The organism is Agromyces sp. Y782, from assembly GCF_059445405.1.
Genome location: NZ_JCAIUG010000001.1, coordinates 211,171 through 226,277, shown reverse-complemented (window position 1 = coordinate 226,277; position 15,107 = coordinate 211,171). Strand labels below are relative to the sequence as shown.

Below are 15,107 nucleotides of genomic sequence, written 5' to 3'. Positions count from 1 at the left end.
GCCCACATGACCATGACCCCCGAGGAGGCGACGCGGTTCGCCGCGACGCTCGACCGACTCGTCGGCGCGGTCGAGGAAGTGCTGCTCGGCAAGAACCGGGTCATCCGCCTTGCGTTCACCGCATTTCTCAGCGAAGGACACTTGCTGCTCGACGACGTGCCCGGTACTGGCAAGACCTCGCTTGCGCGGGCGATGGCGCAATCCATCGACGGCACGAGCAACCGCGTGCAGTTCACACCCGACCTGCTCCCAGGCGACATCACCGGCGTGACTGTGTACGACCAGCGATCGGGGGTCTTCGAGTTCCACCCCGGGCCGATTTTCGCAAGCATCGTCCTCGCCGACGAGATCAACCGTGCGAGCCCCAAGACGCAATCGGCCCTCCTCGAGGTCATGGAGGAGGGTCAAGTGACCGTCGACGGGCAGACCCACCCTGTGGGGCATCCGTTCATGGTGATCGCGACGCAGAACCCTGTCGAACAGGCGGGAACCTATCGGCTGCCCGAAGCACAACTCGACCGCTTCCTGATGCGTACCTCCATCGGCTATCCCGACCACGCTTCGACCATCCGCATCCTCGAAGGCGCCGACCGCCGGGCGCACGAGCAGCGCGTCGACTCCCAGCTCGCTGCGGAAGAGGTCGTCGAGATGGCCGCGGTCGCACGCACCGTCTACGTCGATCCGACGATCCACGACTACGTCTCCCGCCTCGTCGAAGCCACCCGAACCGCTCGCGAGGTGCGTCTGGGCGTTAGCGTGCGCGGGGCACTCGCACTCATCCGCGCCGCCAAGACCCACGCCGCCGGCCGCGGCCGGCACTACGTCGTGCCCGACGACGTGAAGGCGCTCGCCGAGCCCGTGCTCGCACATCGGCTGATCCTCGACCCCGAGGCGGAGTTCGACGGCGTCACCGCCTCGAACCTGATCGCGCAAGTGCTGATCGAGACGCCGCCGCCCTCGACCAGGCAGGCGGTGTGACGCTCACCCAGACCCGCACCACGATCCCCGAGGAAGCCAAGAAAGATGGCCTGCTCGCGGTCGTCATCGGGCGCGTCGTCATAGCCGCCCGCACGGGAGGCGCCGCCATGAAGCGGGCAGCCCGCGCCGTGCAAGGCGTCGTGACCCCACTCGGGTGGGCCGTGATCGCCGCGGCAGTGCTCGTGCTCGGACTGGGCTACGGCTGGGGCTGGCTCGAACTCATCGCGCTCGGGTGGGGACTCGTTGTGCTCATCGCCGCGGCATCCGTCTGGCTCATCGGTCGCGGGGCGGGAACCATCCGGCTCGTCCTCCCGGCGCCGCGCGTCGTCGTCGGCGAACCGGCCGAAGCGCGACTGATCGCGGCGAATCCCGGTCGGCGGCGCTTCGGCGGGGTGCAGCTCGAACTGCCCGTCGGACACCGCGTCGTCGAGCGTGTGCTGCCCGGACTGCCCCGCGGCGGCGCCTTCGACGAGCAGTTCCGCATCCCGACCGAGCGACGCGGCGTGGTCGCCGTCGGGCCGGCACGCACCGTACGCGCCGATCCGATCGGCCTCATGCGACGCGAGTTCGTGTGGTCCGAGACCGCCGAACTGCACGTGCACCCGCGCACCGTGCCGATCGCGGCTCTCAGCACCGGATTCATCCGCGATCTCGAGGGGTCGCCGACCCGTGACCTCACGGCCAGCGACATCGCCTTCCACGCGCTGCGGGAGTACGTGCCGGGCGACGATCGGCGATTCATCCACTGGCGGAGTTCGGCCAAGACCGGCACCTTCATGGTGCGCCAGTTCGAGGAGACCCGGCGCAGCCGGCTCATGATCCTGCTCGACCTCGATCCCGGCGCGTACGCCGACGATGACGAGTTCGAGCTCGCCGTCAGCGCCGCGGCATCCGTCGGTGCTCGGGCCATCCGCGATGCCCGCACCGTCTCGTTCGTCGTCTCGGGTCGCGTTCGTGGGGTCGAGACGAGACGGAGCGCCATGCGGGAACTCCCCACCGTCTCCCGTGACCGGCTGCTCGATTCGCTCTGCCTCGTCGAGACCGACGCTGACGCCGTGATGCTGCCCGACGTCGCGCGGGCCGCGGCGGAGTCGCTCGCCGGTGTCTCGCTCGCCTTCCTCGTGACCGGGACGGCACGCGGCATCGCCCCGCTTCGGTCGGCTGCGACGCGATTGCCGCCCGAGGTCGAGACGATCGCCGTGCAGTGCTCGCCCGAAGGCGATGCGAGCGCTCGGGCCATCGCCGGCCTGACGGTGTTCGGCATCGGGTACCTCGAAGACCTGCGCGCCATGCTCGCCAGATCGGCGTCGGTCGCATGAACACGCGAACGCCGGCGGGCGCGGCCCGCATCGGTCCCACGCTGGTGACGGTCGTGCTCGTGGTGGCCATGCTCGTGGCGGCCATGGTTCCGTGGTGGCCGATCTACGAGAGCAGCGCTCTCATCATCGCGGCAGGGGTCGGCATCGTCGCCGGTGCGACCATCGGAGTGGTCGGCGCGCGGTTCCGGCTGCCAGCCTGGACGGTCGTGCTCGCCGTCTTCGGCGCGTTCGTCGTGCTGGGTGTGCCTGCCGCTGTGCCCGGGCGCGCGATCGCGGGGGTTCTGCCGACCCCGGCCGGTATCGTCGAGCTTCTGGCCGGCGCCGCCCTGTCGTGGAAACAGCTCGTGACGATCTCGGTGCCGGTCGGCTCGTATCAGGCGCTCCTGGTGCCGCCGTTCCTCCTGACTCTCACGATGGCGACGGCCGCGGTCTCGATCGCGTTACGAAGCCGGTGGCCCGCGGCAGCGGCACTGCCGCCGGCGTTGCTGCTCGTCGCGGGCATCGCGCTCGGAGTGGTGCACACGGCCTTCGCCGTCGAGGCCGGCCTCGGCTTCCTCATCACCGCGGTGGCGTGGCTCGTGCGGGTCGCGATCGCCAATCGGCGTGCACTCACGAGCGGTCGCCGCGTCGAAGCGGCGCTGACCGACGCACGCCGGGTGCTCGGTGCGTCGGCACTGGTGGCCATCGCCCTCGTGGGCGCCACCGCGGCATCCGTCGCCCTGCCGGTGCCGCCGCGCAACGTCGTGCGCGCTGAACTGCAGCCGCCGTTCGAACCTCGCGAGCACGACAGCCCGCTCGCAGGGTTCCGCGCGGCGTTCGCGGAGGATGTCGCCGAGCAGACGATGCTCGACGTCCGCGGTCTTCCCGATGGCGCCGGTGTGCGGATGGCGACCCTCGACACCTACGACGGAATCGTCTACTCGGTGGGCGGAGCCGAAGGATCCTCCGCCTCCGGCAGGTTCACCCGTGTGCCGTACCGCCTCGACCAGTCGGACGCGCCCGGCGACACCGAGCGCCTCGAGCTGGATGTGGAGGTGGTGGGCTATTCGGACGTGTGGGTGCCCGGCGCCGGTCGCCTCGAGCGCATCACCTTCGGCGGCCCGCGCGCCGAGACCCTCACCGAGTCGTTCTTCTACAATGAGGCGACGAGCACCGGCGCCGCGCAAGTGGGACTGCAGGCACGTGATCGGTACACCGCGGTCTCGGTGGTTCCCGTCGATCCGGCCGACCTCGCCGCACTGCAACCCGGCACGAGTGTGCTGCCGGGTGCACCCGAGCTGCCCGAAGAGCTGGCCCATCTGCTCGACGAGTGGGCACCGGCATCCGGCACGCAAGGCGAACGGTTGCGCGGTCTCATCGAGGGCTTCCACCGCGACGGCTACGTCAGCCACGGTCTTACCGACGAGGAGCGGCCGAGCCGGTCGGGGCATTCCCTCGATCGCCTCGCCGAATTCGTGACGGAACGACCGATGGTGGGCGACGGTGAGCAGTACGCGGTGGCGGCGGCGCTCATGGCGCGCAGCATCGGGTTCCCCGCACGGGTGGTCGTCGGCTTCCTGCCGCGACACGGTGATACGGCGGATGCATCGGGGGGCCCGGTTGCCGGTGGCGATGCAGGGGAGGAGACCGGGGCGTCGGCCGAGGCCGTGCCCGACGGCGTCACGAGATTCGCGAGCGCCGACAAGCAGGCGTGGATCGAGGTGCAGCGCGCCGACGGCGCCTGGATCACGGTCGACCCGAACCCCGTACCGAGAGAGATACCCGAACGCGAGCCGGACCAGCCGACGATCGTGTCGAGGCCGCAGCCGGCGCTGCCGCCGCCGGCGGATCGCACTCCTGTCGATGAACTCATGTCCGACCCCGAGGCGTCTCCCGACGAACCCGATGACGATGGAGCGGATTGGGTGCAGGTCCTTCTCCGCGTGCTCGGCATCTCCGGTGTGGTGCTGGGCGGACTCGCCGTGATCGCCAGCCCCTTCCTCGCCATCATCGTGGCCAAGCTCCGTCGGCGACGGTTGCGGCGGCGGGCCCCCGACCCCGTCGAACGCATCGAGGGCGGATGGCAGGAGTTCGCCGACACGGCGGCCGACTACGGATATGCGATCCGTCCGACCGCGACGCGCGCCGAGCAAGCGGCGACGGTCGGGGGGCTCGCTCCGCTCGTGCTCGCTTCGGCCGTCGACCGAGCGGTGTTCGCGCCCGACGGCCCGGCCGATGGCGACGACCTGCGAGTCTGGGAGTCGGTCGACGAGTTGCAGCAACGGCTGGGTGCGCCACGTTCACTGCGTGAGCGGCTGCGCGCTGCGGTCTCGCTGACTTCACTCGGCGGGTACGCTGTGACTCGGAGAGGAGCGCGGTCGTGACGTGTCAGATCTGCGGGGCCGAGCTTCCCGTCGGGGCGATGTTCTGCGGCGAATGCGGCAGCTCGACGAGTGCGACGCCCGAGTCGAGGCGTCGTCCCGATCCGAGGCCCGGAGACACGACGGTGATCGAGCGTCCGGCGCGGCGCCACAGCGGGGTGATCAGCATCCCGGTCGAGGGCTTCCGAGCTGCCACGGAGATCGGGTCGCCCGATGCCGCGTACGCTGCCCCTGCCGCGGCAACGCCTGTCGCCGCGCGCGCGAGGTTCGTGCTGACCTTCAGCACCGGGGAGACGTGCACCGTGTTCGGTTCCGGTCTGATCGGTCGACGGCCGATGCCGCAGCCCGGCGAGGTGTTCGATCATCTGGTGCAGATCGCCGATCGTTCGCTCTCGGTCTCGAAGACGCATCTGGAATTCGGCGAGCACGACGGCACGCTCTGGATCGCGGACCGGTTCTCGGGTAACGGCACCGTCGTCCGCCGAGTCGACGACGGCGCGGTTCGGTGCGAACCCGGCCGGCGCTACCTCGTTCCACGGGGCAGCCGGGTCGAGCTGGCCGAGCAGTTCTTCGCGGTCTCCTGAGTCGTCTCCACACCGCGACCCGTCCTCCACAGCAGCTCGTCGTGCGGCTTCGTGCCCCGATCGATGTCGCGCCGGCCGCGTCGCGCGCCTTCGGTGATCAGATCGCATGGTGCAACGATTCGACCCCGCACCGCATTCGGTGGACACTCCGCTCACCCTGCCTGCTGCGCCCGCAGAGCCGGCCCGCGCCGGCTTCCCAGTGCTGGCCACGTTCGCTCCGGTGGTCGGCGCCATCGCGCTCTGGGCGATCACGCGCTCGCCCTTCGCGCTGGTCTTCGCCGTGCTCGGCCCACTTGTGGCGATCGCGTCGATGTTGGATGCGCGGCGGCAGGCGCGTCGGCACCGCCGTCGGGCGGCGGGCGAGCGGCAGCAGCGCCTCGACGAACTCGCGGTGGAGATCGAGGAGCGCCACGTCCTCGAGCGAGCAAGTGCGTGGCGTCGCGCACCCTCGCCACGAGCGATGCTCGAGTCCGGCGAATATGCGGCTTGGCGCGACGAGGAGCCGCCTCCGATCGTGCTCGGCCGTGGTGCGGTCGCGAGTTCGCTGCGGGTCGACGGCAGCCCCGTCGACGCAGTCGATCGTGACCTGCTGCTCGGGGCCGCACGACTGGAGAATGCGCCCGTGGTCGCCGAAGTGGGTGCCGGCATCGGTTTCGTGGGCGACCCGTCTCTCGCCCGCGCCGCGGCGCGTGCTGCGGTCGTGCACTTCGCTCACAACGTGAGTCCGCGGAGCTTCGGCATCGAGGGTTCCGTCGGTTCGGTGGGCTTCGATGGTCCCGACGTGCCCGTGCGAGGCTCGTGGAGTTGGTTGCGGCTCTTGCCGCACTGGGGCAACCCGAGTCGCTCCACCCTGCTCGTCGTCGACGAAGGTGACGGTGGCGAAGAGCCCTGGCGATCCGCTGCATCCGCTGCCCGTCAGGCCTCACAGCCCGACCGACCGCCGTTCGCGGTGATCGCCGTCGCGCGCGAGGCTGCAGACCTGCCGCCGGGCCTGCAGACGGTCGTGGTGCTCGAGGCACCTGATGCAGCGACTCTGCGCAGACGCGGCGGTGTCGCCGACTCGCGGTTCGCGCCGCTCCTGATCGGTGCAGCCGAGGCGGCGGGTTGGGCCCGATCGGCGGCGCTCGCCGCGGAACGAGCCGGGCTCGGCACGCTGGCGGGCTCGCTTCCCGAGCGCGTTCGACTCGACGAGTTGCACCGCCCGGCCGTCGCATCGTCGGACCGCTCGACGCTCGTCGTGGCAGTCGGCGCCGTCGATGGCGGCACGCTCGAACTCGATCTCGTGCGCGATGGCCCGCATGCGCTCGTCGCCGGCACGACCGGCAGCGGCAAGAGCGAGTTCCTGCTCGCCTGGATGGCGGCGCTCGCGAGCGCGTATCCGCCCGCGCGTGTCTCGTTCCTCCTGGTCGATTTCAAGGGTGGGGCCGCATTCGAACCGATTCGTGTCCTCCCGCACGTGACGGGCATCGTCACCGACCTCGACGAGCCCGAGGCCGAACGCGCGGTCTCGAGCCTGCGGGCCGAACTCAGGCACCGGGAGTCGGTGCTCGGCGCGGCCGGCAAGCGCGACATCGCCGACCTCGGCGACGAAGTGGAGCTGGCACGACTGGTCATCGTCGTCGACGAGTTCCAGGCGATGATCGAACGGTTCCCCGACCTCGGTGCGATCATCGGCGACATCGCAGCCCGCGGACGGTCGCTCGGTGTGCATCTCGTGCTCGCATCGCAGCGACCGAACGGGGTCGTGCGCGAACAGGTCACGGCCAACTGCGCGATCCGGGTGTCGCTTCGAGTCATGCAGCGATCAGACAGCGAAGCGGTGGTGGGCAGTCCGTTGGCAGCAGAGATCCGGCCGGATTCGCCGGGTCGAGGAGTCGTCGATCGCGGCGACGGATGTCCCGTGCTCTTCCAGTCCGCGATCGCCGATGCCGCGACGATCACCGTGCTTGCAGCGCGGACAGCGGGGCTCCGGCGTGCGCGGCGCACTTGGCTGGATCCGCTGCCCACTCGCATCACCCCTGAGGGGCTCGCGGCCCTGGTTCCGCGCGGCTCCGCATCAGAACCATCGAGTTCCGCATCAGATCCATCGAGTTCCGCAGACGCGACGGAGCACGCCGCGGGCTCTGCGCTCGCGATCGGCGTGCTCGACGAGCCCGAGCAGCAACGACGGAGCATCGCCCGCTGGTCGCCTCGCGCCGACGGAAGCCTGCTCGTGCTGGGCGTGCCCGGGAGTGGCCGCAGCACTGCGCTCGCAACGGTCGAGCACGCCGCCGAGCGCGCGTACGGGCCGAGCGCGGTGCTGCGACTCGAGGGCACACGCGGCGCGGTATGGGAAGGGCTCGTCGGTGTCCTGGGCGCCATTCGTGCAGAGGCGACGCCACCTCGTCTCGTCGTGATCGACGATCTCGACGCACGGTTCCGAGCATGGCCCGACGACTACCGCCTCGCTGCCCTCGAAATGGTCGAGGCCCTCGTCAGGGAAGGGCGCGGTCGAGGCACCGCGGTCGCCGCCTCCGCGGTGCAGTCGCATGGGCTCGGAGGGGCCCTCCGCGACGGGTTCGGCGCACGGTTGGTACTGCGGCACGCGACTCGTTCCGACCTCGTTCAGGCGGGCGGCCGGGGTGAACTCTGGCGAGCGGGCGACGCCCCCGGTGCGGGGCAGTGGCGCGGACACCGCGTACAGCTCGTCGAGGTGGAGCGCCCCGCGCCTCGAGTGCACCGTCCGGTGCCGCAGCTCGAGTTGAGTGCCGAGCGGTTGTATGCGGTCGCCGCCGCGGCACCGCGAGCCGCGGCGACGTCGATCGCAGCCCTCGGACGAACTCCACTGCTCCTCTCAGCCGGCGGCGAATCCGCTGTTCGGGCGGCGCTGGCCACCCACCCTGCCGACGCACCGCCACCCGTCATCGTGGGCGACAGCGACGCCTGGTCGGCGAGTTGGGGCCTCACGGCTGCACTCCGGGAGGATGCCGTCCTGGTCGTCCGCGGAGGGGCGGCCGAGTATCGCTCCCTCGTGCGGGCACGCGAACTGCCCCCGCTCCTCGACGAAGGTCAGGCGCAGTGCTGGGTCGTCGAACCCGGCACATCCGTGCGGCGCGCGAGCTGGCCGGAGCGCACCGAACACTGACACCGTCTCGATACAGGCATTCACGATCGAAAACGTGCTGTGCCGCCTGTTTTCGAGACCCCGCGGCGGGTCATCCTGTTGCGGATGCCGCAAAGGGCCGTTTGGGGGATGCCGGTCAGATCGTTGCCCGGACCGCGCCCACACGGCGCTCGCCACCCATGACCCAGAGATCGAGTTCGGTCTGCACGGTGTCGATGGCGTGATCGTCGACGGCACCCGTCTGGGCGAGGAGCCGAAGCGCGATGATCGTCGACGCGCGCGACGAACCGTCGAGCACCTTGAGCGCGACCGTCGTGCCATCGGGTGCCGTCATCACCATGACGCCCTCGGCGCCGATCTTGGCGAAGACTCCGAGACGCTCGATCGCGACGGTGTCGGGCTGCCCCGGGCCGCCGACGGCCCACGCATGCTCGCGAACGGCCCCGGTGAGTGCGGCGGCCTCGCGGTACAGCGCGAACGGCGAGCCGGGTGCGGCCGTCGTGATCTTCTGGATGCCGCGGGCAAGACCGTTCAGACTGATGGCGTGCACGGGCGCGCCGCATCCGTCGACGGCGGTCGCCGCCGGCCGCTCACCCGTGAACCGCTCGATGACGTCGAGTACTCGTTTCTGCAGCGGATGCTCGGGATCGAGGTATCCCTCGAGCGGCCAGTCGTTGGCGACGCACGCGAGGAGCATCGCCGCGTGCTTGCCCGAGCAGTTCATGTACACCCGCTCGCGGGCACCGCCGGAGCGGATGAGCTGCTCGCGCGAGACCTGGTCGGAGGGTGCGGCAGGCGGGCAGCCGAGTACCGACTCGGGCAGGGACGCCCGCTCGAGGAGACCCCGCACGAGCGCCACGTGGCCGGCGGTACCCGAGTGGCTGCCCGTGGCGATCGCCGCATCTTCGCCGCGGAGTGTGACGCCCGAGGTCATCACGGCGACCGCTTGGAACGGCTTGAGGCACGAGCGAGGGAAGATCGGGGTGACCACGTCGCCGAGAGCGCGCAGCACCTCGCCCTCGGCGGAGAGCACGATGGCGGAACCCGCGTGCCGGGACTCGATGAAATCACTACGCTCGACCACGGCGAGTTCGACGGAGTCAGCGACTGAGAATGTGCCGGCCACCTGTGCTATCCGAGCGAGGCGAGGGCGTCGTCGAGCACGCGGAGCCCGTCTTCGATGAGGGCGTCGCTGACCGCGAGGCTCGGCAGGAATCGAAGCACGTTGCCGTAGGTGCCGGCGTTCAGGAAGAGCACACCGTGTTGTGCGGCAGCGGCGACGAGCGCGGTGACGGCCTCGGCGTTGGGCGCCTTCGTCGTCTCGGCGGTACCGGGCTGCACGAGTTCGATGGCGATCATCGCCCCCTTGCCACGGATCTCACCGATGATGTCGTAACGCCGGGCCAGACGTTCGAGGCCGGTCCGGAAGGTCGCCTCGATGCGTTGCGCCTCGGCGAGCAGGCCGTCCTCCTCGATCGACTCGAACACCGCGATCGCTGCGGCGCACGCGACGGGGTTGCCGCCGAAAGTGCCGCCGAGCCCGCCGGGCTGCGAAGCATCCATGATCTCGGCGCGGCCGGTGACCGCAGCGAGGGGGAGGCCGCCCGCGATGCCCTTCGCCGAGAGCACGAGGTCGGGCTCCCAGCCGAAGTGCTCGCTCGCGTAGTAGCGGCCGGTGCGGGCCATGCCCGACTGGATCTCGTCGGCGATCATGATGACGCCGTTCTCTGTGCACCAGGATTGCAGGATCGGCAGGAATCCGTCGGCGGGAACCATGAATCCGCCCTCGCCCTGGATCGGCTCGACGACGAGGCAGGCCAGGTCGCTCGCTCCGACGACCTTCTCGAGATACGCGATCGTGCGCGCCGCGGCATCCGCGCCCGACAGGCCGTCGTGATACGGGTACGAACTCGGCGCGTGGTAGACGTCGCCGGCGAGCGGGCCGTAACCCGTCGCATAGGGGTGCGCCTTGTAGTTCATGGCCATGGTGAGGTTCGTGCGACCGTGATACGCGTGGTCGAGCACAGCCACGGCGCGACGGCCGGTGTGCTTGCGGGCGATCTTCACGCCGTTCTCGACGGCCTCGGCGCCCGAGTTGACGAGTACGCTCTTCTTCTCCCAGTTGCCTGGCGTGTGCTCGGCGAGGAGCTCGGCGACCCGCACGTACTCCTCATAGGGGGTGATCGTGAAGAGCGTGTGGATGACATCCTGCAGCTGGCTCGCCGCGGCCGCGACGACGCGCTGCTCAGTGTGACCGACGGTCGTCACGCCGATGCCGGCGCCGAAGTCGACGAACTGATTGCCGTCGACATCGACGAGGATCGCGCCGTTGGCACGCTCGATGTAGACGGGCAGGGCCGACGAGACGCCGGCTGAGACGACCTTCGATCGTCGCGCCTGCAGCTCGAGAGACTTCGGACCGGGGATGGCGGTCACGACCTTGCGCTCCTGCGGCACTGTGTAGACCGGGGCGTCGGCTGTCTGGGCGGCGATGGGGGTATCAGTCATGGTGCATCCAGCTTATCGCCGCCGCGCCGGAGCGCCGGAGCGCCGTGGCAGAGCGCTTCGAGGTGGAGAATCGAATGACAGGACCATGCTCGCATCGGAGGACGAATGCTCGGCGAACACCACTACGCGATCGAGGTCGAATGGCAGGGCGACCGCGGCGAGGGCACCGCGGGCTATCGCTCCTACGACCGCCGGCACGTCGTGCGCGCCGCCGACAAGCTGCACGAGATCGCCGGGTCGAGCGACCGGGCCTTCCACGGCGACCGCGAGCGCTGGAATCCCGAGGAGTTGCTCCTCGCCGCCCTCAGCGAATGCCATATGCTCGCCTACCTGCACGTTGCCACCAACCACGGCGTGATCGTCCGCAGCTACTCGGACGCGGCGACGGGCCTCATGCGGGAAGACGGCCGCGGCGGCGGTGCATTCGTCGAGGCGGTGCTGCGTCCGCACATCGAGGTCGCGGATGCTTCGATGGTCGAGCTTGCGCGGACACTGCACGCCGAGGCATCCGAGAAATGCTTCATCGCGGCATCCGTCGCCTTCCCGGTGCGACACGAGCCGGTCGTGACGATGCTGACCTGATCAGCCCGCCACGCTCGGCCTCGGCGGTGCGGCCGGCAGGGTCGCCTCGGGAATCGGGCAGGCATGCCCGCCGACGAGCCGGCTGCACGGCGGCAGGAAGCCGGGGTAGCGCTCCGAGCTCGGATCGCCGAACCAACGGTGCCAGAGTCGCCAGAAGTTCAGGTTGCCGAACGCCGAGCACCCGTCGCCGATTTCGGGGTCGGCGATCGCCGCCGGGTTGGGCTGGTAGGGCGTGTAGTTGTAGAGGTTTGCCGTTGCCTGGTTGGCAATGGTGACGGATGCCGCTCCGCACGCGGCATCGGGATGGAACTGCACGTCGACCGCGCCGACGTGATACGCGCGGTCGGGCTCCTCGGTGTACTGCCGGAACTGCCACGCGGCGTTGTACACCTGGTTGAAGAAGCCGAAGTACTTCGTGTCGCAGTCGGCCGTGTCGGGGCATCCGTAACCTGTGGCGCGAAGGTAGCCCGATTCGCTCGGCCGGGTCAGCAGGGACTGCTCCTTCTGCAGCAGCACGAGGAGTGTCTTCGGGCTCACGCCACACGCGGCAGACACCTTCGCGATGATGCGGCTCGCGCGCTCGCGGATGCCGCCACGGTACTCCGCGCAATGCCCCGGCCCTGCGGCGGCTTGCGTGGTGGTGCTCTGCTTGTAGTCGGCGAGGCACGCGACCCGGCCGTCGGGGCGGCAGTCGAGCCCGCCGAGGAAGGCCTGGATCTGCTGTTCGCTCATCGCACCGGCGTCGTAGAACGAGTCGTCGCTCACGATGAAGCTCGGGTCGAACTGCTTCGCCGGCGGGATCGGCAGTTCGGCGACGGCGACGGCGTCCGACTGGGCCCCCGCGGCACGTGGAGTCTCGCTCGGGCCTGCGCACGCGGCGAACGAGAGCATGACGAGCACGGCCGCGGTGATGCGGGCGACAACCTTGGCGGAACTCATCGGACTGACGATACCGGGGCGAATCCGGGATCGGCTGGGAATCCGGTCACATCCGCTCGCGTGGCGCGACCCGATCGGCGAGTTTGGCGAGGGCGCCCTGCGGCGGCGTCTCGTTGTACACGCCGGCGAGCTCCTGCTCGCTCAGCGCGTGGATCGCCGCCATGATCTCGTCGGTCGCGGCCCTGCGCGCACGGCCCGATGTCGCCTGGCCGTGGCGGGCGAGATCGAGCGGCTCGCCGAAGCGCACCGTCACCGGTCGCACGCGCGGGAGCTTCGCACCGACGGGCTGGATCTGCTCGGTGCCGATGAGTCCGACGGGAACGACCGTCGCACCGGTGATGAGCGCGAGCCACGCCACGCCGGTGCGGCCGCGATAGAGGCGGCCGTCGAGCGAACGCGTGCCCTCGGGGTAGATCGCGAAGGCGTTGCCCGCCTCGAGGATGCGTCGGCCGGCGTCGAGCGCCTCCTGCGCCTGCGAGCCTGCACCGCGTTCGACGGCGACAGCGCCGATCGCACCGAAGAAAGTGCGCGAAACCCAACCCGAGAAGCCCGTGCCCGTGAAGTAGCTGGATTTCGCGAGGAACTGCACGGGCCGTGGCGACGCGAGGGGGATCACGATGCTGTCGACGAAGGAGAGGTGGTTCGAGGCGAGGATCACGGGGCCGCGCATCGGCACGTGCTCGGCGCCGATGATCTTCGGGCGATAGATGAGGCGCACGAGCGGGCGGAGGATGCCACGCACGATGCGGTAGAGGGGTCCCTGACGGACCGGTGCGGGGACGGCAGCGGCCTCGATCTCAGTCACCTTGCGACCCTACGCGCGCCGACATGCGTGGCACGGCATATCAGGATCCCGCGCGCGTCGCACAGATCGCAGGGCCCGGCGCGCCGACGACGCGGCCTTCGTGCGAGAAGATGGGGGCATGGATGTCGCGGCCGAGGGGGAGCTGATCGAGCTCGAAGCCTCGGGGGTGCGCGTCGTCGTGGTGTCGCGGGGCAGGCGCGGGCCGGGTGCCGATTCGGTGCTGCGCGGACTCGTGGCGCGTTCGACCGGAGTGCCCGCCGACGACGTTGAACTCGTGCATGCCTGCGCCGAGTGCGGTGCGCGGCACGGGCGGCCGTCGGTCGCGTACCCGCTGACGCCCTCCGGCGGGGCGTGGTACGCCGATGTCGCGGTCGCGGGCGATGCAGTGGTCGCGGCGGCGGCCACGCGGCATCCGCTCGGTGTCGGCATCGAAGCAGCCACGCTCGACCCGGGAGAAGTGATCGACGAAGCCGCGTTCCATGCGAACGAGCGCACAGCCCTCGACGGGTTCGACCCCGCGAGCCGTGCGATCGCCCGGGCGACGCTGTGGGCCCGGAAGACCGCGCTCCTGCGCGCGGTCGGACACACGGACTTCATCGAACCGTCGCGCCTCGCGCTCACCATGCCGAGCGACGACGGCGGGGTCGGTCGCATCGAACGGAGCGTGCCCGAGTTCGGGTCGGGCTGGCGCGACATCCGATTCCACGACATCGAGGTGCCGGGCAACCGGGCCGCTTCGGTCGCGGTGCTCGGCTGAGCGCCGGAGCCGGAACGCGCGCCCGACGCGCGCGCCCGGACCGACGCGCACGCTCATACAGTGGAGGCATGCGTTCCGTCATCATCCTCGGCTCATCCGGTTCGATCGGCACCCAGGCCCTCGACGTCATCAGGGCGAACCCGCGGCGGTTCGACGTCGTCGGCCTCGCCGTCGGCTCCAACCGCGCGGTACTCGATGCCCAGGCCGCCGAGTTCGGAGTCGAGCACACGGCGGTCGGCATCGATGAGGCCGCACAGCTCGTGCGTGATGTCAACGCCGATGTCGTGTTGAACGGCATCACGGGTTCCGTGGGACTCGGGCCGACGCTTGCGGCGCTCGAGCGCGGCACCACGCTCGCGCTCGCGAACAAGGAGTCGCTCATCGTCGGCGGCGACCTCGTGACCCGGCTCGCGAAGCCCGGCCAGATCGTGCCGGTCGACTCCGAGCACTCGGCGATCGCGCAGGCGCTGCGCGCCGGCACCGCCGATGAGGTGCGCCGGCTGGTGCTGACCGCCTCGGGCGGGCCGTTCCGCGGGCGACGTCGTGAAGAGCTCACCGCCGTGACGCCGGCCGAGGCGCTCGCGCACCCGACGTGGGACATGGGCCTCGTCGTCACGACGAACTCGGCGACCCTCATCAACAAGGGCCTCGAGGTCATCGAGGCGCACCTGCTCTTCGGCGTCGAGTATGACCGCATCGACGTCGTCGTGCACCCGCAGTCGATCGTGCACTCGATGGTCGAGTTCATCGACGGCTCGACCATCGCCCAGGCCTCGCCGCCGGACATGCGGCTGCCGCTCTCGCTCGGCCTCGATTGGCCGAATCGGGTAGGCGGCATCGGCAAGCCACTCGACTGGACGACCGCGCAGCAGTGGACGTTCGAGCCGCTCGACAACGAAGCGTTCCCCGCGGTCGCGCTCGCCAAGCAAGTCGGGCGCGCGGGCGGCGAGTACCCCGCGGTCTTCAATGCGGCGAACGAGGAGGCGGTGGCGGCGTTCCACGCCGGGCGCATCGGCTTCCTCGACATCGTCGACACGGTGCGCGCGGTGGTCGAGGCGCACGAGGCATCCGACGGGGCGCTGTCGATCGAGTCGCTGGGCGAAGCCGAGAGCGCCGCGCGCCGTGCCGCAGAGGCACGCATCGCCGGCGTCTCCCGTTGATCGAGTAGGCCA

The 15,107-nt window shown here is 70.4% G+C and carries 12 protein-coding genes; 8 read left to right on the top strand and 4 right to left on the bottom strand.

What is annotated here, in order from left to right; genetic code table 11:
• Positions 1-6: 6 nt before the first annotated feature.
• The 5 genes from AC1C2S_RS01065 to AC1C2S_RS01045 all read left to right on the top strand — a co-directional run bounded on the left by AC1C2S_RS01065 (position 7) and on the right by AC1C2S_RS01045 (position 8,365).
• The gene (locus AC1C2S_RS01065) at positions 7-978 is read left to right on the top strand and encodes an AAA family ATPase (protein WP_495350689.1); all 972 of its coding nucleotides are present in this window, start codon (positions 7-9) and stop codon (positions 976-978) included.
• Positions 975-2,297: a DUF58 domain-containing protein gene (locus tag AC1C2S_RS01060; RefSeq protein WP_495350688.1), complete on the top strand. Its 1,323-nt coding sequence runs from the start codon at positions 975-977 to the stop codon at positions 2,295-2,297. The genes AC1C2S_RS01065 and AC1C2S_RS01060 overlap by 4 nt, the downstream gene beginning before the upstream one ends.
• Complete coding sequence (locus tag AC1C2S_RS01055; RefSeq protein WP_495350687.1) at positions 2,294-4,660, top strand: transglutaminase domain-containing protein; 2,367 nt, start codon at positions 2,294-2,296, stop codon at positions 4,658-4,660. The genes AC1C2S_RS01060 and AC1C2S_RS01055 overlap by 4 nt, the downstream gene beginning before the upstream one ends.
• Positions 4,657-5,241 carry a hypothetical protein gene (locus AC1C2S_RS01050; RefSeq protein ID WP_495350686.1) on the top strand — a complete coding sequence of 195 codons (585 nt, stop codon included), beginning with the start codon at positions 4,657-4,659 and terminating at the stop codon, positions 5,239-5,241. The genes AC1C2S_RS01055 and AC1C2S_RS01050 overlap by 4 nt, the downstream gene beginning before the upstream one ends.
• A 106-nt stretch (positions 5,242-5,347) precedes the next feature.
• A complete protein-coding gene (locus AC1C2S_RS01045; RefSeq protein ID WP_495350685.1) occupies positions 5,348-8,365 on the top strand; it encodes an FtsK/SpoIIIE domain-containing protein in 3,018 nt (1,005 codons plus the stop codon).
• A gap of 115 nt (positions 8,366-8,480) precedes the next feature.
• Here AC1C2S_RS01045 and AC1C2S_RS01040 read toward each other — a convergent pair whose 3' ends face one another.
• Positions 8,481-9,470, bottom strand: a complete 990-nt coding sequence (locus AC1C2S_RS01040; RefSeq protein WP_495350684.1) for an asparaginase — start codon at positions 9,468-9,470, stop codon at positions 8,481-8,483.
• 5 nt (positions 9,471-9,475) lie between these two features.
• A complete protein-coding gene (gabT, locus tag AC1C2S_RS01035; RefSeq protein ID WP_495350683.1) occupies positions 9,476-10,852 on the bottom strand; it encodes a 4-aminobutyrate--2-oxoglutarate transaminase in 1,377 nt (458 codons plus the stop codon).
• A 105-nt stretch (positions 10,853-10,957) separates the two neighbouring features.
• On the opposite strand from gabT, the gene AC1C2S_RS01030 reads away from it, so the two are divergent.
• Positions 10,958-11,434, top strand: a complete 477-nt coding sequence (locus tag AC1C2S_RS01030) for an OsmC family protein (RefSeq protein ID WP_495350682.1) — start codon at positions 10,958-10,960, stop codon at positions 11,432-11,434.
• On the opposite strand, the gene AC1C2S_RS01025 is transcribed toward AC1C2S_RS01030, so the two are convergent.
• Both AC1C2S_RS01025 and AC1C2S_RS01020 read right to left on the bottom strand, forming a co-directional pair.
• Positions 11,435-12,373, bottom strand: coding sequence for a hypothetical protein (locus AC1C2S_RS01025; RefSeq protein WP_495350681.1), 939 nt, complete (start codon positions 12,371-12,373; stop codon positions 11,435-11,437).
• A 46-nt stretch (positions 12,374-12,419) separates the two neighbouring features.
• Positions 12,420-13,178 carry a lysophospholipid acyltransferase family protein gene (locus tag AC1C2S_RS01020; RefSeq protein WP_495350680.1) on the bottom strand — a complete coding sequence of 253 codons (759 nt, stop codon included), beginning with the start codon at positions 13,176-13,178 and terminating at the stop codon, positions 12,420-12,422.
• Positions 13,179-13,296: 118 nt separating this feature from the next.
• On the opposite strand from AC1C2S_RS01020, the gene AC1C2S_RS01015 reads away from it, so the two are divergent.
• Positions 13,297-13,935 carry a hypothetical protein gene (locus AC1C2S_RS01015; protein ID WP_495350679.1) on the top strand — a complete coding sequence of 213 codons (639 nt, stop codon included), beginning with the start codon at positions 13,297-13,299 and terminating at the stop codon, positions 13,933-13,935.
• 68 nt (positions 13,936-14,003) lie between these two features.
• Positions 14,004-15,095 carry a 1-deoxy-D-xylulose-5-phosphate reductoisomerase gene (gene dxr / locus AC1C2S_RS01010; protein WP_495350678.1) on the top strand — a complete coding sequence of 364 codons (1,092 nt, stop codon included), beginning with the start codon at positions 14,004-14,006 and terminating at the stop codon, positions 15,093-15,095.
• The last annotated feature ends 12 nt before the right edge of the window (positions 15,096-15,107 follow it).